This is a genomic window from Kineobactrum salinum, assembly GCF_010669285.1.
Classification (GTDB): Bacteria; Pseudomonadota; Gammaproteobacteria; order Pseudomonadales; family Halieaceae; genus Kineobactrum; species Kineobactrum salinum.
In genome coordinates, this window is the sequence record NZ_CP048711.1 from 3,750,641 (window position 1) to 3,774,316 (window position 23,676).

The window sequence follows — 23,676 nt, forward strand, 5'->3', positions numbered from 1 at the left end:
ATAGAAAATTCATGAATTTTCGTCAAATCCATGAATTTTCGTTTCACGTTTCAGCCGGGGAAAATATCAAGGTGATGGCAATGACCAGTTTGTTCTGCGAAAGAAAAGTCACTATTCCGCGCGCAATTTTGTGGCTGGTGATGGTTATTTGTGGCTGCGCGGCCAGCTACGGTATTGCGGCCGATGCAGAAGCGGTTCAGGAACCGAAGGGGGGAGAGGAAAATCTCCGGGTTGTTGAAGAGCGCCGGGTATTGCTCAATGATGTCGATATCTACTATAAAGTGCTGGACGATGGTGCCGATGAGACGGTGATATTTCTGCACGGTGGCTTTGGCAACGCCGATGTCTGGGATCCGTATTTCGATGCACCACAGCTGGCAAATTTCAATCTACTGGCGCCCGACAGTCGCGGTCAAGGTCGAAGCACAATCGGTACAGGGCCGGTGACCTATGGACGCATGGCCGGTGATATGTTGGCATTGCTGGATTATCTCGGAATCCAGTCGGCCCACTTTGTGGGGCATAGCGACGGTGGCTGTATCCTGTTGCAATTGTTGGTTGATTATCCAGACCGGGTGAAAAGCGCCACTTTGATTGGCACCCCATTCCACACTGACAATTATCCCGCGGCCGTTTACAGCCAATTGGAAGCATTCATCGCTGATTTGAAGAATCCGCAGGGCCCCTCGGGTATGAAGTATAAATCCCGATACACCGATTTGGCGCGCGAGCCCGATGGTTGGGCGCTTCTGGTGGACAGGCTGGGCAGTACCTGGTTGAGTCAACCGAGTTTCAGTGACGCGGAGCTGAGCAACATATGGTCACCGGTTATGGTAATCAAGGTGGATAATGATCAGTATTTGCCCGCTTCGGTTTTTGATCGCACTGCCACCCTGATTCCGAAATCCCGTATCCACCATATTGCGGAAGGCACACATTCAGTACACACGGAATTCCCCAAGCGGACGTCTTCTGCGATCGAGAGCTTCATCAACAGTATTCCTGCCGGTCGCTGAGTTCGCCAACATCGTTTGCTGGTGGAGAGGGCGGAGAACTCGCAGCAATCATGCGTTCTGGTTTATCCGGCGGAAAACAGGTGGCTCAGCTGTGAAATTGCACGCCGGCCCTCCATCGCTGCTGGACCCCAATGCTGGTTACCCTTGAGCTCTGAGTGGGCGAAGGCTATGCGACCGAAATTCCTCGTCAGAACATCCCGTGGGGCGGGCGCTCCATTCTCGCCAAAGTAGAAGCCCGGTTGCGGAGTTACATAGGCGTGCCCCCAGCGGTTCAGGACAATGGCCTCGATATCCTTGTCGGGGTTGAAGCCATAGCTTCCATAAAGATGTGTCAGCTGCGCTCGTATCTGACGCTCGTATTCACTGAATGGCGTTGTCAGCATCTCGAGCCTGCCGCGCTGCCCCTGTTCCTGCAAAGATAGTCCCGGATAATAAAACGGTACATAGAATGTCATGACAGCGGGGGAGTCCGGTGCCAGGGGTGGTGTTACATTGCCTACATGCATTGGCCGCCGAATATTGCAAAAAGCCCCGAATCCGCCCTTGTACAGTGTACCCGTTGCGCCCAGCTTCTCGATAAACCTCCAGTTGCTCAGGGCGACGTTGGCCACGAGAATTGGTGCGTGGTGAAAGCGGGCAAATGCATTCTCATAGGATGAGGGCAGACCGCGTACGACGTGCTTGTTTACCCAGGCGCCGGTCGCCATGACGACAGCTCTGGCCTTGATTCGGTACGCTGACCCATCCTTGATGTAGGTGACTTCCACCCCGTTCGAAGAATCCGGGTTGGCGTTATCATGCCGGACATGCACCACAGTGGAATTTTGTCGAAAGCGGAGCTGTTGTCCGGGCTGGTCGAGCAGCTCAAACTGGATGGGATTGTTCAATATCTCGGCGAAAGAATCACCGCCGGATATGGCTTCCGGTTTGGCCTTTTTAACGAAGTGACGCAGGAACCCGGAGTTGCCACCCGGAAAGGAATGTCGGTGGTCTATGGTAATTGTCTCATATCCCCGGAATCCCGGAAGCGCCACATTGAATGCGGCATAGGCGGAAATGACGTCGCAGCCCAGGCCTACTGCGCTGGCCAATATCGGATCGCAGTATTCAGTCACTGCGGCCGACAGGCCCAGCTCCTGTTCGATGTAATGTTTGTAGGTCATGGTGTCCAGCCAGGCACGGAAGTTGGACCCCTGGTAGGGCGTCTGATTACTGCTTCTCCACGCCAGAAGATCATCACGTACAGCGGCCGGATAGGGTGTATTGGTGAGCTGCTGTGACCAGGGGTTAAGGACATGTGTGGCCGGCCCTTCATCTGTGGGGCTGTTGAAGACGTAGCTGACGTCAACCTGGTCCTGGGTCCAGAACAGATAGCCGTAATTGTCCCGGCCAAAGCGCAGATTGTCGGAACCTGCGGGAAGATCGGCGTAACTGAACTGGGTCGGGATACCGAGCTCCCGATAGTAGTAGGCATCTCCGGCGGAGAAGTCCTCCGCTTCGGCGTTGCCCAGGTCGGGAATACTGAAACCGTTGGAACCCTGTGGCGCGACCAGGTGATGTCCATTTACCATGAATTCGTTCTGCTTTGCCTCGCCTCCGAAAACCGGATGATTGTCCAGCACCAGGCAGCTCGCGCTGGCTCCGGCCAGTTTCCGGTACTCGTATGCAGCCCCGACACCGGCCAGGCCGGCACCGACCACAATCAGGTCGTAGGATTCAGCGAGTTCATGAATTTCGTTGTCGGCAGACCGGTATTTTCCATCCCGCATTGAGTGCGCTGCGGAGACGGCCTCCGGGGTATTTCCGTGCGATGATGCGTAGTCGCCGATTCCACCGTAGCCATACCACCAGTCACCCAGATCCGGGGTGGGGGGGAAGATTTTTTTGCCATCGCCGGAGGCGAGCGCGGCCAGGGGCGCAGGCGCAGTAAGCAGGGCGGCGCCGGCTCCGACCAGACTGGCGTTGACGAAATCGCGTCGGGTGATGTTGCCGTGTTCCTGGCTTCGGTAATACCTGGATTTTTTGGGTCTGAAAGAGGTCATGGGAGTCGCCTGGTTTCGGGTTATATCAAATGAGTTTACTGTCCATCTGCGGTGCAACCAGGCCCTGTCGCGACGAATGTTTGTCGCGACAGGGCTGCATTGTCGAATGCGAACGGGTCGCCGGAGCGATGGTTGCTCAGAGTCTGGCGCTTACACTGAGCCCGATGACACGTGGCTGGTTTACACTGTGAACACTATAAAAAGACGTGACGCGATTGAAGGTCGAAACCCGCTCATCCCACAAATTGTCTACGAACAGAGAGGCTTCCCATCGTGGTGACTCGAGGCCAAAGCGCAGGTTTCCCTTGAATGAGGCATCTGTCGGACTGCCAACCACAGGAAGACTGCGCTCCCATCCAACCACCATGATTGTTTCGTCCATATATTGGACGCCAAATTGCGCATAGCCAGCATAGGCTGCGAGAGCTCCAGTCAAAGGAAAGGTGTAGCGAGCGCTGGCACTGCCCTGCAGTTTTGGCGCGGAGGGCAATCTGTCCCCGTCCAGGCCAACGCCCAAGGGCAGGTCTGCGGTCAACTGTGCATCGTTGTAGGATCCGCCGAACCGCAAATCGAGCCCTTCGACAGGGTTGGCATAGATCTCGAGTTCCACCCCTGTGCTGCGAGCACTTTCTCCGTTGGCATAGATCTTGAAGCCACAACCTGAAAGATTTACTGGTACCTGCAGTTCCTCGTAGTCTATCCAGTACACGGAGGGGTTGACGACCAGTCGGTTGTCGAAAAAGGATGTCTTGGCGCTTATTTCGTAGTTCCATGCACTTTCGGAATCAAATCCCGCAGGCACTTCGGACAGGCCGAGCTCAGCAAGATCCGGGGCGCATGGTTCGGCGGGGACGATATCGTTGGCGCCGCCGAGTTTGAAGCCTCGTACCGCCTGGGCCGCAATGAGGACATCGTCGGTCCATTGGTAGCTGACCAGAAACTTCGGATTGATATCGCTTTCGCCAATTTTCCGGCTGCCTTCGGTCCTTCCGCCGTTGAGAAACCCTCTCGCCGCCAGACTGAAGTCCTGGCTCTGGTCAAACCAGCGCAAGCCAGCCGTCACCGACCACTTGTCTGTCAGTGCATAGGACAGCTCAGTGAAGATCGCTACCTGTTCCTCGTCAACCTCATTTTCCGACTCGAATACATTGTCCTTGTTGCCTAGCTGCTCGCTTATGGGGGAGCCGAACGACTCGTCGAACCCGGGAGTGGGCACGCTGGTGGCATAGGTGTGTTTCAGCTTGTTGTAAAATACGCCCAGCTGCCATTCGAAGGGGCCGCTGTGTTGTGAGGTCAGGCGGAATTCCTGGACAAAGTCTTCGTAGGTGGTCAGTTCAAAAAATTGACTGACCACGTCGTCTACACCGGCTGCAAACTGGGTTAAGGTGGTCAGGTCCACCATGGTGTCTGCATCACGATCCTGGAAAGATGTAGAGGAGATCAGATCCGCCCAGCCAAAATCGTATTTGAGCTCGAGATTGTAGAGCTTCATTGTATCTTTGTGGTATTCATCAGTTCTCGCATCGGTCTCATCGAAACCCAAGGTTACGTCGTCAATGTAGGGATCATCGATGAGCCGCGCCGTGCCGGGCGAGTTGTTCAGGTCCTGATAGATTATCTTCCCCAACACGGTGGTTTTCTGGTTGGGCCGCCATTCCGCGATCAGCCGGCCGCCGTTGAGCTCCAATTCGTTGATATTCTTTTCACCCAAATAGACGTTATCTGTCCAGCCACCATCCATATCGTGGTATGCAATAGCGCGCACGCCGAAGACCTCGTCTACAACGGGAATATTGATGATCCCCGTTACTTCACGGCTGGAGCTTCCTCCTTTGATACTGGCGAGTTCGGAACTGCCTTCGAGTTCGAATTCGTTCAGGTTGGGACGGTTGCCGACGAGCTTGATGGCGCCCCCCATTGATCCCGCTCCATAGAGTGTGCCTTGCGGGCCTCGCAATACCTCAATGCGATTCAGGTCAACCGCCTTCAGATCCGGTATGCGCAGGTTGGTGCCCAGAGGCACCTCATCATAGTAGAGCCCCACGCCCTGACGCGCCGTGGGCCGGTCGTTGGGTATCCCGCCAGCAGAGAGCCCCGCATGACGAGTTGTCCCCTGCCTGGTTGTTCCTGTAGCCAGGAGATACTGGGAGCGACCTGACTTATATCTTCCAGTCCCTGAATCCGCTCCCGGCGCAGTTGCTCCGCCGAAATGGCGGTAATGCTTCCGGGAACATTCTGCACCGTCTCTTCGCGTTTGCGGGCACTGACAACAATCTCTTCCAGCGCGCCTCGTCGCCGGTTTTCCACCTGTTCCGTGGCCCGCCCATCCTGTTCCGCTGCCAATGTGTCGGTATGGATAAGTGATGTGGCCAGGGTCGAGATAACGATACCCACAGAGGGCACCATGGCCCCATGGCGCAAGAATTTCCTGGAAAATATGCTGTTACGAGTTTTAGTCATGGGGATCCCCGTGGCTGTTGGTCGAATTGCTCCCTTGTTATGTTCCGGCTCGAGCCAGTTTGGAGCGCGGTGCATTCCTGCCATGCTCGCGGTGCGGCGCTAGCCTGAACTGAAAATAGCCTGACCATACACATGTGTCAAGTTAGAAATTACTGTTTATGAGCTGGATTGGCGGAGCCGCAGTTTTATGAATCTGGGGATTTCACGCACAAGAGGAAATAGTACCTGGTGATAGTATTAACTGCTTTACGGGGATATATTGGATTACTGGCCGAGCTTTTCTCAGATTTTCGGTTCGTTTGACGATCTCCGGTCTGCCGGCTTTGGCCAGCTATAACGGACACATATGTATATTGATCAAGCCGCGTTTTTTGCCGAGCGGCTTGACGGGATTGGCAGACTCCGACCCCAAGTGGCCTGTTTCAGGATCAGGCAGGCTCTCGCGGTGAGGGGATTTGCCAGGGATATTCCAGCAGTGAGCTGGGTGGAGGGTCGATGGAGTGGGCCGCGGCCTCAGGCGCCGGCCAGGGCCCCCTGCAGCGCCCAACTGGCAAGGTCAATGCCGTAGGCGCCCGGTTCCAGGCTGCGGACAATATTCAGCGGCGGCGCTGTTCCTCCGCGCGGTAGCGGCCTGTTCTGCAGATCCACCAGGGTGGGCGCAGCCTGGGCCTGCTTGGCGGGGTTCAGCAGCACCAGGACCTTGGGTTTCAGGCGCTGACTGCGATATTCCGCGACCACCACGCCCACCTCGCCGGAGGACAGTTCCACCAGCGTGGTTGCGGGATAGACGCCGACGGCCCGGATAAAGGCTTCCACCAGCTCTGCCTGAAATCCGGTATCGCGGGTATCGTAGAGTACCCGGATTGCATGCGACGGCGACATCGCAGTGGCATGAGCACGATTGCGGGTCATCGCCGCATAGGTGTCGACAATGCCGGCGATGCGGGCCACCGGCGGGATCTGGTCGCCCTTCAACCCTCGAGGGTAGCCCGAGCCATCGTGGCGCTCGTGATGGCAGGCCACCATGTTCACAACATCCGGGACAATGATGCCGCTCTCCTCGACGATGGCGAGACCGTGCGCGACATGGGCCTGCATCTGCGCCTTCTCGGTCGGACTGAGGGCACGGCGGAGCTGCAGCAGGGCGGGATCGACCCGCAGTTTGCCGATGTCCATCAGCAGCGCGCCCAGGGCCAGCGAACGCAGGTCCTGGCGCGACAGGCCCAGCTCTCGTCCCAGTGCCAGGGCCCAGATGGCGGCGCCCAGGGAATGCTGGTAACTGGATTCGTCATGCTGCCGCAGGCGCGTTACCCACAGGCAGGCATCGGGGTTCCTGCTTATCGTCGCAATCAGCGGTTCGATGGATTTCTTGAGCCGGATGACATTGACCCTACCGCCCCTGGCGACCTCCTCGTATACCTGGCCGAGATCGTTCCTGAGGGTTTGCAGTGCTGCCTCTGCCCGTGGCTGTTCCTCGGCGAAGCGAGTTTCATCGCCATAGCTGCCCAGTTGCCGGTCGTAGAAAATGTGTTGCAACGGGACGGGCTGGTAATTGCTGCGGCGAACACGTCGTGCGACCTCGGCGTTTTTTTTGCTCTGAAGCGTGTCCACGAATACATGGGCGCAGTGATCCCGCAGGCCACTGATTTGTGCCCGGGTCTCGATGCGAAAGCCCTGGATGCGAAATGGCGTTTCCAGCCACGGGCGGTCCAGGGCACTGACGAACATGCCGATTTCCAGGTCGTCAGTGGCTATTTTAATGGTCGCAAGCATTCAGGCTACGCGCTCCCGCGGTCATATCCGCAGTACTGTCAACACAAGCTTAGCGTCGAGCCCCCTCAAATGAGTGATTTTTCTGCAGAAAAGTCCAGAAATTTCAAAATTCCGACAATTCGGGCGATCCGCGGAGTTGAGTCGCTGCCACCCTCACTGTTTCGGGTGGTGCTCAGATTCCGAACTGGCGGTGCAGGTCGATAATGCCCAGGTCGATGCCATAGGCGTCGGGCTCCAGGCTACGCTTGATACTGGGCATTTTGGGCTTGCGCCAGCCGGTACTGGCTTGCAGTTTCAACAGGGTGGGTCTGGCCAGTGGACGTTTGTGTTCGTCCAGCATGACCAGTACGGTCGGCCGCAGGCGGTGGCTCCGGTATTCGGCCACCACGACTGCGATTGAACCATTCGACAGCTCCACTACGGAGCCCGCGGGGTAAATGCCGATTGCCCTGATAAAGGCCTCCACCAGTTCTGCCTGGAACTCGACATCACGGGCGTCGTAGAGGGTGCGCATGGCCTGGGCGGGGGACATGGCCGATGCATAGCCGCGATCAGCGGTGATGGCGCCGTAGGTATCCACGACCGCAGCGATACGGGCAAAGGCGGGAATACGATCCTCCTCCAGGCCCCGCGGATAGCCCGAGCCGTTGTAGCGCTCATGATGGTGGGCCGCCATTTCCAGCACGTCCCGGTTCATAATGCCGCTGCTGCGGATGATGTCCAGGCCGTGAATCACATGTTCCCGCACTTCCATGGCTTCTTCGCCGGTCAGCGGGCGCTGGGCCTGCAGCAACTCCTGGCGCACACGCAGAGTGCCGACATCCATCAGCATCGCACCCATTGCCAGCGAGCGCAGGTCGCGGCGCGGCAGACCCAGCTCGCGCCCCAGCGCTACCGCCCAGATGCCCGAACTGAGGGAGCGGTCATAGGTCGATTGGTCGTGCCGCTTCAGTCGCGACACCCACAGGCAGGCGTCGGGGTTGCGGCTGATGCTGCCGATCAGCGGCTCGAGTGACTGCTTGAGGCGGATAACATTGAGTTTGTCATCGTCGAGCGCGCGCCGGTACATGTCCTCCAGGTCGCCCGACAGTGCCGTCAGCGCCTTGCGGGCCACCGTGTGTTCGGCCATGAAGTCGCTCTGGTCGGTGTAGCCCTTGATGCTGCGATCATAGAAGATCGTTTCCACCGGCAATGGCTTGCGGCTGCTGCTGACCTTCGGCAGTTCGATCGATGTGGGGTGGTCGGCCTGTTCCGTATCCACCAGGACATACTGGCAGTACTGTTGCAGCTGCCGGATCTGCTCCTGGTCCTCCAGCCGGAAGCCCTGGATCCTGAACGGCGTTCCCAGCCAGGGTCTGTCCAGCTGGCTGACGAACATCCCGATTTGCAGCTCCTCGGTGGCGACCTTTCTGGTTTCCAGCATTACAGCGCGCTACTCCCTGGTTCGCTGTGACGGGATGGATAGTGTAGCGCGGATGCCTGGCCGCTTGCAGGACAGGTGCATGACGAGGGCTGTATTCAGGCCGAAATGGTGCCGGATGACATAGCGATTTTCTCTGTAGGGCGGCCATTACTGTCGGAATTTTTTACAACGGGCAGCTTGCAGGCTCCGGGGGTGTTTTGCAGCTTGTTGGAATGCCGAAGAAATCATGTTAGTGGCATGCAGTGTGCTTGGAAAAATGCACTGGGGACTTGACAGTCCCTCCCAACTGCGTAGGGGATCTTCCATGAACAGAATCAACACGTTCGCGAGGGCACTTGTCGCCCTGATGTTGTTCTTCGGTTTGTTCGCCAGCCATCAGGCGCGCGCGGGCCTGCTCGGCAGTGAACTCACCTTTTCGTTCATCTCCGGAACCTATGAAGACAGCGCCACCGGCCTTGCCGGAAGCGACGATTTGACGGTAACCGGCTTCTTTGGCGATGATTTTTTCGTTCCCGGCTTCACCGACAACAGCCTGACAGTTTTTCTGGAGACCGACTTTACCGGGGAGACCACATACGGTCCTCTCGTTTCTCTTGTCCTGTCGGGTGCGGACTTTCTGGGCGTCGAACAGTTGACCACCGATGTGCTGGGGCTGGCCCTGTCCTCGTTCTCGATCACCGGCGATATGCTCGAAATCTCGCTGGCCTCAACCACCTGGGTCAACGGCAATTCGTTTACCGTCGCGCTGGCGCTGGATCAGGCGACGGTGCCGGTACCGGCGACCCTGGTCCTGTTGGGACTGGGCCTGCTCGGGCTGGGGTGGATGCGGCGATAAGCCACGGCACGGGGGCGGCCTGCGCCGCGCCTGCAGGCGGGTGGCGCTCCGTGTATCCTTGCCGCCGCGTCCCTGGCAGTGATCGCTTGCAGAGGTGCTGGCCGCGCTCAGATTACAGGTGGCGCTAACCCCTGGAATCCACCGGCAGCGGCGCTGGAGGCTTGATCGCCTTGAGCACGATGCAGGACGAGATATCCTTGACGCTATCGAAGCTGAGGATGCCCCCCATCGTCAGCTCTGCAAGATCATCGATATCCCTGGCCACCACTTTCAGCAGGAGATCGTGGCTGCCGGTCAATGCCACGCACTCCGTAACCCGTGGCTCTCCCTGTAGTGCATCAAAAAATTCGTTCGTTATGGTTTCGGAACGCTGATCCAGGTTGACCAGGATGTAGGCAGAGACATTGAGGCCGATCTTGCGCGGGCTCAGTACCGCCTTGTAACCCTCGATAATGCCGGACTCTTCGAGCGCCCTGGTTTTGCGCAGACAGGGGGATTCCGAGATGCCCGCGGCTTCCGCCAACAGCACGTTACTGATACGGCCATCACGCTGGAGCACGTCCAGTATGCGGCGTTCTGACTGTCCAATCTTCATAGGCAGATTCCACCCATTTATTGAATTTATCGGCGTATTATTTCTGTTCTTGTTATTTTCCTGTTCATGTTAACAAACTATTGTCCATTATTTCACAATATAATGTCCTCCTGTTTCGCTGCACCCGGGAGTCACCTGTGAACAACGTCCAGAACCCTCACGCCAACAAGCAAGGCACAGATTTTCCCCATGGCGCCACTGTTACGCTGGCGGAAATGGATGCAGATCCCTATCCGCGCTATCACAGCTTGCGGCAGCAGGAACCGGTCAGTTGGGTTGGCGCCTTCAATATGTATCTATTGACCCGATATGACGATGTACAGACCGTACTGCGCGATACCACCAACTTCATCGTGGGTACCGAGCATTCGTTATTGCTCGATACATTCGGTGAGCACATGTTGACAACGGAAGGTGAACAACATGCGCTGTATAAAACATCTCTGTTGACCCAATTCCGCCCTGCCCGCATTCGCGTACTGATGGAGTCTGCAATCGCCGCACACGTGGACAGTCTTATTGATGAATTTGAAGCTCTCGGCAGGGTTGAACTGCGCGAGGCCTTCGCAAGCCGCCTGCCGGTGAAGACGGTACTGAGTCTGTTCGGATTGCCGCAGAGTGATGAGGGCAAGCTGCGAAATTGGTATGACGCCTTTGAGAAGGCGCTGGCCAATTTTACCTGGGATAGCGATATAAGGACGCAGGCGCGGCGGAACGTGGCCGATTTCCATGCCTATTTGCAGCAACACATAGAGGACAAGCGAGCGAACCCCGATGGCCTCCTGCTGGATCAGATGCTGGACATCAAGGAACCGCGTCGCTTGAGCGACGCAGAGGTCAGAACAAATGCCTTGATTATTTTTTTTGGTGGAATTTCCACGGTGGAGGCGCTGATACTGAACGCAGTGTATGCGATTGAACAGCATCCCGCCATTGCAGCGCGGCTCCGCACCAACCACGATGATATACCGTTACTGCTCGATGAAGTCGTACGCTGGTCGGGTCCGGTGCAATCGGCGACCCGACATGTCGCGCATGAAGTGACGGTGGCCGGGGTGAGCTTCCAGCCGGGAGATACTGTGAACTGTATGCTCGCGGCGGCTAATCGTGATCCAGGCGTTTTTCAGGATCCGGACCGGTTTGACATCGACCGGCCCAATCTCCGGCGACATATCGGCTTTGCTTTGGGGGCTCACCATTGCCTGGGTTCACATCTGGCCAGGCTGGAGTCCGGGCTGGCGATCCGGGGTCTGCTTGACCGCCTGCCCAATTTTCGATGCGACCCTGAGCATCAGATAGAGGTGAGAGGTTTCGAGTTCCGGCAGCCCCGGTCATTGCAGCTGGTGTGGTAAGCGCATCTGACTACCCTGTTGGATTCTCATTCCTTCAAAGAATGTCTCCGCCACAGGTAATACACCACCGGCAACACCAGCAGAGTCAACACTACTGCGCTGATCATGCCGCCCACCATTGGCGCCGCAATCCTGCTGACGACTTCCGAGCCGGTGCCAGAACTAAGCATTATGGGAAGCAAGCCGGCGATGGTGGAGACCGTCGTCATCATCACGGGCCTTACACGAAGTCCAGCCCCCTGCGTGACCGACTCCAGGAGCTCTTCCCTGTGAGCTGTTGCCCCCCGTTTTCTGCACGTGTCCAACAGTCCTTGGTAGGATTGGTTGAGGTAGGTCAACATGATGATCCCTATCTCCACCGTGACGCCTGCCAGGGCAATGAATCCGACGGCTACGGCAACTGAAAAATTGTAATTCAGCAGATACATCAGCCAGATGGAACCGATCACCGCCAGTGGTAGTGTCCCGAGAATAATGGCTATTTCGATAAAGTTGCGAAAGTTCATATACAACAGCACAATGATGATGACAAAGGTCAGCGGCACCACATAGGCCAACTTTTCCTTGGCCCGTTGCATATACTCATACTGACCGGACCAGGACACCGAATAGCCGGCTGGTAGCTCCAGTTGCTGCTGGACGATGTCCATGGCCTGTTCGACATAGCTGCCCACGTCCACACCCTCGATATCCACGAAAGTCCAGCCATTGAGCCTCGCATTCTCACTCTTGATAGCAGGCGGCCCATCCTCCACATAGACTTCTGCCACATCGGCAAGGGCAATACGCTGGCCTCCCGGTGTGACGATGGGCAGCAGCGAGAGTTGCTCCGGCGAGTCCCGGTAGTTCTGGGGATAGCGCAGATTGACCGGGTATCGCTCAAGTCCCTCGATAGTCTGGGTTACGTTCATACCGCCAATGGCGGTGGCTACCACCTGCTGCACATCGGCGATGTTTAGACCATAGCGGGCGGCCTTTTCCCGCTGAATATCCACCTTGATATAGCGCCCTCCAGCCACCCGTTCGGAATAGACCGACGCAGTACCGGGGACATCCTTGAGAATCTGTTCCAGTCGCTGACCAATTTTCTGGATTTCCTTCAGATCCTCGCCCGCCACTTTGATACCCACCGGAGTCTTGATCCCGGTGGCCAGCATGTCGATACGGGTCTTGATGGGCATTACCCAGGCGTTGGTCAGGCCCGGAAATTTCACCAGGGCATCCAGTTCCTTCTTGAGTTTCTCCGTCGTCATGCCCTCCCGCCATTCTCCCTTGGGTTTGAGCTGGATGAATGTCTCGATCATGGTGAGTGGAGCGGGATCCGTGGCTGTATCTGCGCGACCAATTTTCCCAAAAACCGTCTTCACCTCGGGCACGGTCGCGATCAGCTTGTCGGTCTGCTGCAACAGCTCCCTGGCTTTACCGATAGACAGTCCGGGATAGGTTGTGGGCATGTACATGAGATCACCTTCATCGAGATCAGGTATGAACTCACTGCCGATTTTATTCACCGGCCAGATTCCCACGAGAAAGATCAAGACTGCCACGATCAGCGTGATTTTGGGGAATCGCAATGCAGTCTTGAGCAGCGGCATATACCCCGCAACCAGAAACCTGTTGATCGGGCTTTTGCCTTCAGCGACCACTTTCCCTCGAATGAAATACCCCATCAATACCGGTATGACCGTGACCGCAAGAGCCGCGCTGGCAGCCATGGCATAGGTTTTGGTGTAGGCGAGCGGGCTGAACATGCGTCCTTCCTGTGCCTCCAGGGTAAATACCGGCAGGAAGCTTACTGTGATAATCAACAGGCTGAAGAACAGGGCCGGCCCCACTTCGGCGGCCGAGTCGGCCACCACTTTCCAGCGGTTCTCTGGCGTCAACGGCGTACGTTCCATGTGTTTGTGCATGTTTTCGATCATGACGATAGCGCCATCGATCATCGCGCCGATTGCAATCGCAATACCACCGAGGGACATGATGTTGGCATTGATGCCTTGCCAGTACATCACGATAAAGGCCGTCAGGATGCCCAGGGGCAGACTGATCACCGCCACCAGGGATGACCTGAAATGTAGCAGGAAAATGACACAGATCAGTGCCACGATGGCCAGCTCTTCGGCCAGGCTCTTCCACAAACTTGCGATAGCGCGGGAAATCAGCCCGGAACGGTCGTAGACGGTGACGATCTCCACCCCTTCCGGCAAACCCGCCTTGAGCTTCTCCAGCTTGGCCTTGACGCCATCTATGGTCTTCTGCGCATTTTCGCCAAAGCGCATCACCACAATGCCGCCAACGGTCTCGCCCTCACCGTTGAGCTCGGCGATGCCGCGGCGCATCTGTGGCCCCATCTCGATATCGGCCACGTCCCTGAGGAGCAGAGGCGTACCCTGGTTGTCCACGCCCAGGGGGATCAAGCCGAGATCATCGGTGTTCTGGATATAGCCGGTGGCACGCACCATGTATTCGGCTTCGGCCATTTCCACCACCGAGGCACCCACCTCCTGGTTGCCGTGCTGAATGGCCGTTTGGATCCGAGACAATGGTATGTCAAACGCGCGCAGTTTCTCCGGGCTCACCTTGACCTGGTACTGCTTGACCATGCCACCGAGTGCGGCGACCTCGGAAACCCCTGGCACCGTCTGTAGTTCGTATTTCAGAAACCAGTCCTGCAAGCTGCGCAGCTGACTGATGTCATGCTGGCCGCTGCGGTCGATCAACGCGTAAAGGTACACCCAACCGACACCGGTGGCATCCGGCCCCAACTGGGGCCGGGCACTGGCGGGCAGGGTGGGAGCCACCTGGGACAGGTACTCCAGTACCCGCGAGCGCGCCCAATAGGCGTCGGTGTCCTCGTCGAAAATCACGTACACAAAGGAGTCGCCGAAAAAGGAATAGCCCCTTACGGTGACAGCACCTGGCACGGAGAGCATGGCGGTGGTCAGCGGGTATGTCACCTGGTCCTCCACTACCTGTGGTGCCTGCCCCGGATAGCTGGTCTTGATGATCACCTGAACGTCGGACAGGTCCGGGATGGCATCCACCGGCGTGTTTTTCAGCGCGAACAGGCCGCCTCCCACCAGTATCAGGGTGGCCAGCACTACAAAGAAGCGATTGCCGATCGACCAGCGGATAATGGATTCAATCATGCTCGTTCTCCCCATGATCGTGGCTGCCGTGCTCGACAGGCTCCCCGTCGGTGTGTGACATCCGCCTGAAATCCGAAGTCTTGCTGGATTCCGAGTCAATCAGGAACTGCGCGGAGCTTACGATGCGTTCACCTTCATTGAGGCCCGAGAGGATTTCCACCTCCCGTTCACCCACGCGGCCGATATCGACGGCAATGGACTTGAATCTACCTTCGCCCAGGGCCAGCACCACACGCGCCTGACTACCCGTGCGAATCAGCGCCTCCCGCGGGATCAAAAGCACTTCAGAGCCGGGTTGGGTTTCGATAATGATCTGCGCGAACATACCTGGCTTCAGTATTTCATCCGGATTCTCGAAACGCGCGCGAATCTGCGCCGTGCGCGTCTGCTTGTTGAGAGATGGATAGATATAGTCGACCTGACCCAGCAACTCCTTTCCGGGCAGGTAGTCCAATTGCAAGCGTACCTTGTCGCCGTTCCTGAGCAGACCGATCTGGCGTTCGAAGACTTCGCCGATCACCCAGACGTGCTCCAGTTGGCCTATGGACATCAAGATCGAGCCTGGTTTAACGAACATTCCTTCGCGCACCTCAAGGTTATCGATGACACCGGACTGTGGTGCGGTGACGGTGATCGTCTGGCTGACCTGGCGGGTCTTGCGCAACTGCTCGATATCTGCTCGTGGCAACTGCAAGGCCGACAAACGTTTCTCGGCAGCCCCGATCAGGGCCGGATTGTCCCGTTTCAGCGCCAGCAGCAGCTCTTCCTGGGCGTTGACCAGGGTTGGCGAGTAGAGTGTGTACAGTGGTTCGCCCTTTGCAACGGGATCACCGGCCGCCTTGACGTGTAACGTTTCCAGCCAGCCTTCCACTCGCGGACTGATAGTCACCAGTGAGTTCTCATCGTATTGCACATAGGCTACTGTCTTGACATCCAGGCGCAGGCGGCCCGATTTTACCGTGACAGTGCGCACACCGAGATTGTTGATAACATCCGGCGAAATATGAACGGTGCCTGCTTCACCCTCTCCATCGTGTTCCTTGTAGACGGGGATCAAATCCATGCCCATCGGTGATTTTCCAGGTTGGTCGCGTCTGTAGCTTGGATCCATGGGCGCCACCCAGTAGAGCGGCTCGCGCGCGCCATCAGTCGCACCGACGCTGTCTTCCTGTGAGGTTTCCAGTAACCAGGTGCCGCCGGCCCCGATCAGCACGCCGATAGCGGTCCCCAGCAAGATTTTTGAACGCGTTTTCATATTTAGCACCTCAGAAGTCTTGCATCGGTTGCGCGGCATCAGACGATGCCCGGACAAGCAGGTAATTGATTTGAGCGATAGTCTTCTGGCGCTCCACCGCGATGGCTAGCGCCTCTATCCTGGCATTCAATTCGGCTATTCGCGCGCGCACGGCCTCGGCAAAGTCGCCATCGTCGTTGTTATAGGCGGCCAGCGAAGCTTCGGCCTGCTCAGCCATTTGCGGCAGCAGCCGGTCGATGTAAAGTGCATACCGCTCATCAAGGCGCGCCAGTTGTACGCTGGCCGTTTCCAGGCTCGCCATCAACCGGCGGATCAATAACTGCTTCTCGGTCCTGAGCGCCTCGGCATGGCCAATGGCGGCGCTGACGTCCTTGTCTTGCCGGTTAGCCGTGAAAAGGGGCAAATCGAAGGTGACGCCAACGGAAAACAGATCGGCCCTGTCCCGCCCCGTCGGATCCCGGTCACGATACCCATACTGGGCAGTGAGCCCCCACTCTGGCTGATATTTCTGCCGCGCCAGCTCGATATCGGTTTCCGTGGCCTCAATCCGCTTGTCCAATGCCAGCAAGGTGGGATGATGGTTCAACAGTTCATACCGCTCCTGCTCGGAACCCTGAGTCGGTACCGGTCCGGCAGGCGAGCCGGTCGGCAGCGCCGCCGCGAGCCGATCGCCGGCACGTGAGCCAATCCACTCGGACAGTCGCATCTGCGCGGTTTCCTGTCCCTGCCTGAGCGTCGTTAATCGGTCCTCGAGCCGCGTCAACTCCAATTGGGCGCGGATCACATCCTGCTGTCGCGCGCTACCTACGGCCGTCGCATAGCTCGCCTGTGTCGCATCGACCAGATGCTCGAATAACGCCCGATCTTTCTCGATCAAGCGGATGCTTTCCTGGGCGTTGTACGTATCCAGCCACAGCTGTGCGACTGTCGCCGTCACCCTGGCTCGGCGGTCTTCCCGCAACAACGGCTGTTGTAGCGCCAGCTCCAGCTTCTTTCGTTGCGCAAGCGCGAGCGTGTCACCCCGGGGGAACATCTGGCTGATACCCACTGACAGCTGGGTCATCGCCTCCTGATTGATGTCGAAACTGTCGACAGGAAAATTGGCGGCCATGAGACTCATCTTTGGGTCCGGCAGAGTGCCGGCGGCCGTCGCCTCATCGGTCAGCGCCGCCTGGGTATGACGGCTGCCAGTCAGCCAGGGGTCGGCCGCGATGGCCATGTCCACTGCCTCGTTTAGCGTCAAGCCCTCGTGCACTGTCTTTGCATTGACGATTGCCACACCGGCACCAAGTACCAGGAGTAGCAAATATTTGCATGCTTTCATGGCTGTTTTCCCATTGCTATTGCTGCGCCGCGCTATCAACGTTGGCGAACATTTCACTGCCACCGTCTTTTTTCAGCGGCAGCACCTGATCGGGTGCAAACCTGTGCCAGAATTCAGGTCGTTAATGGATTCCAGGCTCCAGTCACACGAGTGTGTGATGCTCCTGTGCTTCCTGACCGGGTTGGAGTTTCTAGAACAGATTGCGCCCCTGCAATCAGGCGATGGGAGGTCGTAGGAATGGGAAAATCGGTGCCTGGGGAAATACGGCGGGGTGGAAAGCGATGATGGCAGAGCGAGTGTCTGATGCACCGGGCCCAGCCAGGGTTGATGTCAGCAATTGCATCGGCAACGCACATCCCGACATGATGCAACCATGCTCTGGTTGGTCTGTGCCACAACACTCTCCCTCGCTATGTGGCATATCGTCGGTATGATCAGGCGCCATGTGGTCGGGGTGCCTGCCTGCATCCCGGGAGATCGTGGCCAGCCCGCCCGTTTCGTCGCCCATAGGGCAACAGGTGAGCAATGCCGTGGTAGAGGCCTGCCCCAGCAACGCCATTATCAATAGAACTGTGACACCCATATTCCGGATCACCCAACCGCACCCCTGGCTGTGCCTGTGTCGAATCATCGCCCGTTCGCACGATGGATCAATCTCTACCGGTTTCTCGCTTATCCCCGCTTCGGCAAGAAGCGGGGATAAGCGAGATTTTTCATTTACAATGACAAGATAGCATAGTCAACAGAAAAATGACCCCAGGATTACATTGTTGTAATCCTGGGTGGTTTAACGGGGTTTCGTGATAACGAGAATCACTAACGAACTGGGAATGTGTTGAATCAAAAATCATGCGCCTGTGCCCGGCATGCCAGCATGGTGTCCGGGAAGACTTTGATCGGTGTTCACGGATCCGGCAGGTAGGTTACAACAGAGGAATTACTGCGGCATTCCCCACCTCGACGTGGCCAGCCATCGTACGACTTCATTCTCGGGCATGGGTTTCCCCATATAGAAGCCCTGCCCGATATCACAGCCGAACTCTTTCAGTTCGATCCAAATGGCTTCACTCTCAACACCTTCGGCGATAACGGCAAGCTCCATGTCGTGTGCCAGTTTGATGGTGGAACGCACAATGGCGGCCGCATCCCTGTCCTCCAGCATATCGATAACGAAGCTCTTGTCGATCTTGACGGCAGAGAAGGGGAGCGTTTTCAGGGTTGACAGGGAAGAGTAGCCGGTACCGAAGTCATCGATGAACACGGGAATCCCCAGGGCACGCAGTCGCAGCAGGCTTGCCCTGGCCTGTTCGACGTTCTCCGCAATGGCATTTTCGGTCACCTCAACCTCCAGCATGCCGTGCTCCAGCTGCCAGTGGGTGCAGAAACGCTCCAGGCTCTCAAGCAGCCCGGCGTCCTGCAGATTGCGGGGGGAAAGATTAATTGCCACCGGCAAGTGAAGACCGCTTTCGCGCCACTGCGCCAGCTGCTGCAATACGGTGTCGAGGACCCAGCTGCTCACGGCGCGGATCATGCCGGTGCTTTCCGCAACGCCAATGAATACGTCGGGGCGGATCATTCCATCCTTTGGATGAATCCATCGAGCCAGGGCTTCAAAGCCGATTATCCGGCCGGAGGCCATGGAGATCTTGGGCTGGTAGTAGAGTGTCAATTCGCCTTTCTCCAGCGCACGGTGCAATTTGCCGGCGAGCGCCAGGTGGTAGGATTTCTGCTCGTCATATTCGGCGGAGTAGACGGCCTGACCGAGGCTTGAATGCTTCGCCTGCTGCAGCGCGACATCCGCTTGTTGAATCAGGCGCTCCGTGGTCATGGCGTGCTCTGGAAACAATACGATACCGATACTGGCATTGACGGCGAGAGTAAAGCCGTCGAGGTTGTAAAGTTCGGCCAGGGTCTCGCGCAGATTTACAGCTTTGGCCGCAGCCGTGTCAGCAGTCGCATCCGGTAGCAATACGGCGAATTCATCGCCTCGGAGTCGGGCGAGGACTTCTCCCTCCGCGAGGGCATTCTGAATCCGCAGGCCAGTGTCGCTTAAAACCCGGTCGCCGGCCTCGAAGCCCAGGGTGGTATTGATATCACGGAACCGATCTAGGCCAATGATCAACAGCGCAAACGTACCCTGGTCGTTGTCTCGGACACGGATATTGGCTTCCAGCAGGTCCTGGAACTGGATATGGTTGGGCAGGCCGGTGAGGGTGTCGTAGAGGGCCAATTTATGGATTTGCTTCTGCGCGGCCTCATGTTGCTGGCGCAGGCGCAGGGTCTTGATGCCGTAGGCCATGTCCTCCGCCATCTCCTGCAGAATCGCCTGTTCTTCAGTGTCGAAGGCATCGGGGTCGCCGGAGTAAATGGTAAAGGCACCAAGCGGAGCGCCGGCGCTCTGCAGCGGCAATGAAATCGAGCTGTGGATACCCTGCTGGCGATTCCGGTCGTGCCACAGGCGATACTTGGGATCGGACTGTAAATTCCTGCCTACATAGGGTTGGCCACTGCGAATCGCGGTGCCGGTGGGTCCCTGCCCTGCATCGGTCTCGGCCCAGGAAATCTTCAGTTCCTGGAGAAAGGCCGGGTCGACACCCCGCAGCGCAACGGGCACCACAGATCTGTCGGCATCATTTTCGGCGTAGGCGACCCAGGCGATTGCATAGCCACCCACTTCGACCGCCACCCGGCACATCTCATCCAATAGTTCCCGTTCATCCCGGGCTCGTATCAGTGCCCGATTGCCGCCACTGAGGGTCTTTAGCGCCCGGTGGCTGCGCACCAATTCGGCATCCTGGGCCAGAATGGTGTCGTATCGGGTTTGCAGTGAATCCGCCATGGCGTCAAAGGTGGCGGCCAACTGTGCAATTTCCCTGGTGTCCGGGGCGAGTCCCGTGCGCGCACTCAGATTGCCCGCTCTGAGTGCCTCACTGGCACGTCCGAGCGCAGCGAGCGGTTGCAACAGCCAGCGATCACTGCCCAACCAGGCGATGATGCCCGCCAGGACCACGACCACCAGGATCAACCACACTTCCCTGTGGTATAGCCGGTTGAGATCGGCGTAGGCGGTGCCAGAGGGAATGCCGACACTGATATAAGCTTCGCTTTCACTGAAGGCATGAATTGGCGTGAACGCGTACAGGCGATCACCTCCGAGGTGATCCGCGGTTTCGGCGGTTCCCTCGCGCTGCGCTGCCACAATGTGCTGATGAACGGGCCAGTGTGAGGCTGACCGCCCAATCAGCTGGCCATCCGGGGGTATCGCGCCAGTACCGTGCCATTGGCACCGATCAGGGTGATGGTAGTGTTGGGGGGTAAATTGATATCAGCCATGTTCTCGCTCAGCCGGGCGAGATCCAGCGCCGCGAACAGCACGCCGTCCAGCCCATGCCGGGACTCATGGAGTGGAAGGGCGACATTGATGCTGCTCACCCCGGTAATGCGACCGACCTGATAGTCGCCGACCGCGAATGCCTGTGTGTCCAGCGCGCGCCGAAAATAGCTGCGGTCAGCGAGGTTGGTGCTCGTTGGCAAAGGCAGTGCGCTGCAGCGTATCGAACCATCCAGATCGACGACACCGAGGTTCGCGTAGTGGGGGTAATTCTGAAGCAGTTTCGCGAGCACCCTGTCACAGCTGCGGCCCCCAATAAACAGGGTTTCCTGCTCCAGCTGAGCGATCAGGGGTAACAGATTGCGTGCTTCTTCGATATAGCGCAGCTGGGCGTCGCGGGTCACCTGCGCCAGTGTCAAAGCGTTTTGCTGGGTACGTAGCGCTTCCCGGGCGCGTAGATCGAAAGTGCTGTAGGCCAACACACCGCAAAACAGAGCGATGATTGTGCACAGCAACAGCAACAGTCGGCCCCGCAATGAGGAGGGCACAACAGACTTCATGGGTTCCCCCCTTCTTGCTACATGACACACCCAAGGAAGCAAATCCAGGACAAGCAGCCAATTATTGTTCCGTAGGAGTATCCCATCTTTTCTTCCGAAACAACAGCTTCGGGCCTCCCTGACTAAATCTCAGATCCCGGGATGGCATGTCATCATTCCAGACCGCTTGAGAGAGCTATACCCCGTCATATGCGCATTCGATACTGGCTAGATTAGCGAGCAGCAGGCATGGATTGACCAAAAAGGGGCCATTCAGACAAAAGGTGCTTGCGGGACTGGTCGGGGTATGGTCAGAAACAGACTGGCGAGTTCAGTGTCCAGGCCAACTCGGTACGGTTTGAAACACCGAAGTGGCAGTAAATCTTGCGTATGTGGTCTTTGACGGTATTTTCGCTGATGTTCATTTCCTGGGAAATCAGCTTGTTGGAGTACCCTCGCAACAGGAGGTCCGTTACGTTCCGCGCCCGCGGGGAGAGAATCTCGAGATCGGTAGTGGTACGCGAGGCCAGCGTGTCGATTGCCACCAGCGAAGTGATGAAACGGGTACTGTCGCTAGGTACCACTGAGGTTATGACAGCCGTAGGCCGACCATCGGAAGTCTTGTCTTCTACCACTGTCGCGTGGCTGCGACGCGTTCCCCGTAACGCTTTCAGATTGGTGGCGATGGCCTGCATGATCCACGCCTCGGCACCCGCTTGGACAAAACTGTAAGGCAGGCCAGAGAGGATCTGGCCCCCTGAGTCGGTTTCGAGCACGATTTCCCAGCGGCCCGGGCTTGGGACGGTGGCTGGCGCGGCAGTTTGGTGCCGTGGTTCGACTGTTTCTATCGATTGCTCAATAAAGCTGGAGATGGCCCGGCTGAACTTCCGGAACTGATCTATTTCATTACTGCTGAACGCCCCCCGCATCCCTCCGCGCGCCAGGTTGATAGTTCCCCTGAGCCGGTCACCGACCATGATCGGCGCCTGCAGTGAATGGCGTAAGCGCCATTTTTTCATGAGCCGGCAAATGTCTGAGCGCTCCCAGCCAGTTGCGCCGAGTAAATGAGACCCCTCCGATATGGTTTTGTGGCGTATCAGGTGGCGCAGTACCTGGTCACGATGACGGTATTCCTCGTACATTTCGATAAACGATTCGTAATTGGAAGACTCCAGGTGGGAATAGGGCTGCCGCTGTTCATCGAACAGGTAGATACCGAACAAATCAGCACCGCTACTGTGGGGTAGATGGTCAATCAGCCGCCTTTCGGTCGGTCGCAGCGCAAGGCGACCGGCCTTGTCGTGCAGCCGACAAACCACTTTCAGTAGCGCCTGATCGACCTGAGAGCTGGATATCGTATGCACAGTATTCATCCCTATTCGCCGCGACGGAAAATCAGGCTCGCACTGCGGGCAAGCCTGGTTTTCGAAGGAGCGTCCCCCGAGCAGCTGCCGAGCCGGTTACTCCTCCCTCATATAAGCAGGTTTTACCCAGATATCCAAGTCATGCATGCGCCGGATCGCAGCTCTTACCACTTCATCGTTTTCCGCGTGCTTTAATGGCATACGGTTCAAACAGCGATTTTGTTCGTACAATACCTGCTCGTAGATCACGCGGAATTGCTCAGTTCTCAGGTCCTTCAGCCAATTACCCCATAGCGATCGGGCGCGGTATTGGCGCAGCGCTTCAATATCTATAATCCCTCCAGCATAGGAAGCCGTACCGCCGGATTCATGATTAGAGACAAACCTGCCCTGATAGTCGACGATCATAGTGTTTCCGCCGAAGGTATCAATAGGAAATTTGCTGTCTTCCATGGGTAGATAAGCGGCCGGATTGGGAGCGATCACATAGGCGGTGTTGTCCAGAGCGCGTGCGCGGTTCTGTATTTCCCACATCTCATTGGCGACATAGGGCTCTGGGTAGCTGGGCCGGTAAATGATCTCAGCGCCGTTCATGGCCAATCCTCTTGCGGTTTCCGGGTAGCTCCCCTCCATGCAGATGACGCAGCCGATACGACCGATATCGGTATCCACCACGGGATAGAAGGCATCCAGCCCGGTACCGTATAGTTCGGTCCATTTATCCCAGACATCGTGCGGCACCGTGGAATGCTCCCGCGCGAAGACCTGAACTTTGTAGTGAGTATGGATGACCTCGCCTTCAGGGTCGATCACGAACGCGGTATTGAAGAAACGCTTGGGAAATTCCGGGTGACGCGCCTTGGCCTGGGCGATAATATAGGTCTTGAATTCCTTGGCGAGCTTTCCCAGCGCCTGTGTTTCCTCACCCGGAATATCTATTGCCATATGATCCACGTAGTACTCGTGGTCCCAGTCAAAAATTTCGTCGGTGAATCCCTGCAGAGCCCCCTCCGGGATGGCGATCAACCGCACCGGCAGGTCGATATTGCTTAGCCATATCGCCGCGTAGCACAGCTCTGAAATATGCTCGATGTTGCGTGCTATGTCCGCTCGTTTGTGAGCACCTCGCATGACCGGCTGTATCGCGAGGGCCATATATTGTTCGATCATCTTTGCTCGTTCAGACATGATGTTTTACCTTCAATCCAGGATTCTTGA

16 protein-coding genes are annotated in these 23,676 nt (G+C 57.2%); 3 read left to right on the forward strand and 13 right to left on the reverse strand.

Annotation, left to right across the window (positions count from 1 at the left end; translation table 11 throughout):
• The first annotated feature begins 11 nt into the window (after positions 1-11).
• Complete coding sequence (locus tag G3T16_RS16700) at positions 12-1,016, forward strand: alpha/beta fold hydrolase (RefSeq protein WP_163496221.1); 1,005 nt, start codon at positions 12-14, stop codon at positions 1,014-1,016.
• Between the two features lie 62 nt (positions 1,017-1,078).
• On the opposite strand, the gene G3T16_RS16705 is transcribed toward G3T16_RS16700, so the two are convergent.
• From G3T16_RS16705 to G3T16_RS16725, 5 genes are all read right to left on the reverse strand, one after another.
• Entirely contained in the window at positions 1,079-3,058 is a 1,980-nt protein-coding gene (locus tag G3T16_RS16705) for an NAD(P)-binding protein (protein WP_163496222.1), read from the reverse strand.
• Positions 3,059-3,194: 136 nt separating this feature from the next.
• On the reverse strand, positions 3,195-5,135 hold the full coding sequence (locus G3T16_RS16710; RefSeq protein ID WP_232059393.1) for a TonB-dependent receptor: 1,941 nt from the start codon (positions 5,133-5,135) through the stop codon (positions 3,195-3,197).
• Positions 5,045-5,518, reverse strand: coding sequence for a hypothetical protein (locus G3T16_RS16715; protein ID WP_163496224.1), 474 nt, complete (start codon positions 5,516-5,518; stop codon positions 5,045-5,047). The genes G3T16_RS16710 and G3T16_RS16715 overlap by 91 nt, the downstream gene beginning before the upstream one ends.
• A gap of 513 nt (positions 5,519-6,031) precedes the next feature.
• The gene (locus G3T16_RS16720; protein WP_163496225.1) at positions 6,032-7,291 is read right to left on the reverse strand and encodes an HD-GYP domain-containing protein; all 1,260 of its coding nucleotides are present in this window, start codon (positions 7,289-7,291) and stop codon (positions 6,032-6,034) included.
• 172 nt (positions 7,292-7,463) lie between these two features.
• The gene (locus tag G3T16_RS16725) at positions 7,464-8,714 is read right to left on the reverse strand and encodes an HD-GYP domain-containing protein (RefSeq protein WP_163496226.1); all 1,251 of its coding nucleotides are present in this window, start codon (positions 8,712-8,714) and stop codon (positions 7,464-7,466) included.
• A gap of 304 nt (positions 8,715-9,018) precedes the next feature.
• On the opposite strand from G3T16_RS16725, the gene G3T16_RS16730 reads away from it, so the two are divergent.
• Positions 9,019-9,549 carry a PEP-CTERM sorting domain-containing protein gene (locus G3T16_RS16730; RefSeq protein WP_163496227.1) on the forward strand — a complete coding sequence of 177 codons (531 nt, stop codon included), beginning with the start codon at positions 9,019-9,021 and terminating at the stop codon, positions 9,547-9,549.
• A gap of 124 nt (positions 9,550-9,673) precedes the next feature.
• Here the strand turns inward: G3T16_RS16730 and G3T16_RS16735 are convergent, their stop codons facing one another.
• Positions 9,674-10,144, reverse strand: a complete 471-nt coding sequence (locus tag G3T16_RS16735) for an Lrp/AsnC family transcriptional regulator (protein ID WP_163496228.1) — start codon at positions 10,142-10,144, stop codon at positions 9,674-9,676.
• A gap of 215 nt (positions 10,145-10,359) precedes the next feature.
• Here G3T16_RS16735 and G3T16_RS16740 point away from each other — a divergent pair, with 215 nt between their 5' ends.
• Entirely contained in the window at positions 10,360-11,496 is a 1,137-nt protein-coding gene (locus G3T16_RS16740) for a cytochrome P450 (protein ID WP_163496229.1), read from the forward strand.
• A 26-nt stretch (positions 11,497-11,522) separates the two neighbouring features.
• On the opposite strand, the gene G3T16_RS16745 is transcribed toward G3T16_RS16740, so the two are convergent.
• From G3T16_RS16745 to G3T16_RS16775, 7 genes are all read right to left on the reverse strand, one after another.
• Positions 11,523-14,645 carry an efflux RND transporter permease subunit gene (locus G3T16_RS16745; RefSeq protein WP_163496230.1) on the reverse strand — a complete coding sequence of 1,041 codons (3,123 nt, stop codon included), beginning with the start codon at positions 14,643-14,645 and terminating at the stop codon, positions 11,523-11,525.
• Entirely contained in the window at positions 14,638-15,939 is a 1,302-nt protein-coding gene (locus G3T16_RS16750; protein ID WP_232059135.1) for an efflux RND transporter periplasmic adaptor subunit, read from the reverse strand. Before G3T16_RS16750 ends, G3T16_RS16745 begins: the two co-directional genes overlap by 8 nt.
• Entirely contained in the window at positions 15,911-17,179 is a 1,269-nt protein-coding gene (locus tag G3T16_RS16755; RefSeq protein ID WP_232059136.1) for a TolC family protein, read from the reverse strand. The genes G3T16_RS16750 and G3T16_RS16755 overlap by 29 nt, the downstream gene beginning before the upstream one ends.
• 982 nt (positions 17,180-18,161) lie before the next feature.
• The gene (locus tag G3T16_RS16760) at positions 18,162-20,423 is read right to left on the reverse strand and encodes a putative bifunctional diguanylate cyclase/phosphodiesterase (protein WP_163496232.1); all 2,262 of its coding nucleotides are present in this window, start codon (positions 20,421-20,423) and stop codon (positions 18,162-18,164) included.
• 41 nt (positions 20,424-20,464) lie between these two features.
• A complete protein-coding gene (locus G3T16_RS16765; protein WP_163496233.1) occupies positions 20,465-21,115 on the reverse strand; it encodes a PDC sensor domain-containing protein in 651 nt (216 codons plus the stop codon).
• Positions 21,116-21,405: 290 nt separating this feature from the next.
• Positions 21,406-22,467 (reverse strand): response regulator transcription factor, encoded by a 1,062-nt coding sequence (locus G3T16_RS16770; protein ID WP_163496234.1) that lies wholly within the window; start codon positions 22,465-22,467, stop codon positions 21,406-21,408.
• Between the two features lie 87 nt (positions 22,468-22,554).
• Positions 22,555-23,646, reverse strand: coding sequence for a nitrilase-related carbon-nitrogen hydrolase (locus G3T16_RS16775; protein WP_197911711.1), 1,092 nt, complete (start codon positions 23,644-23,646; stop codon positions 22,555-22,557).
• Positions 23,647-23,676 lie beyond the last annotated feature (30 nt).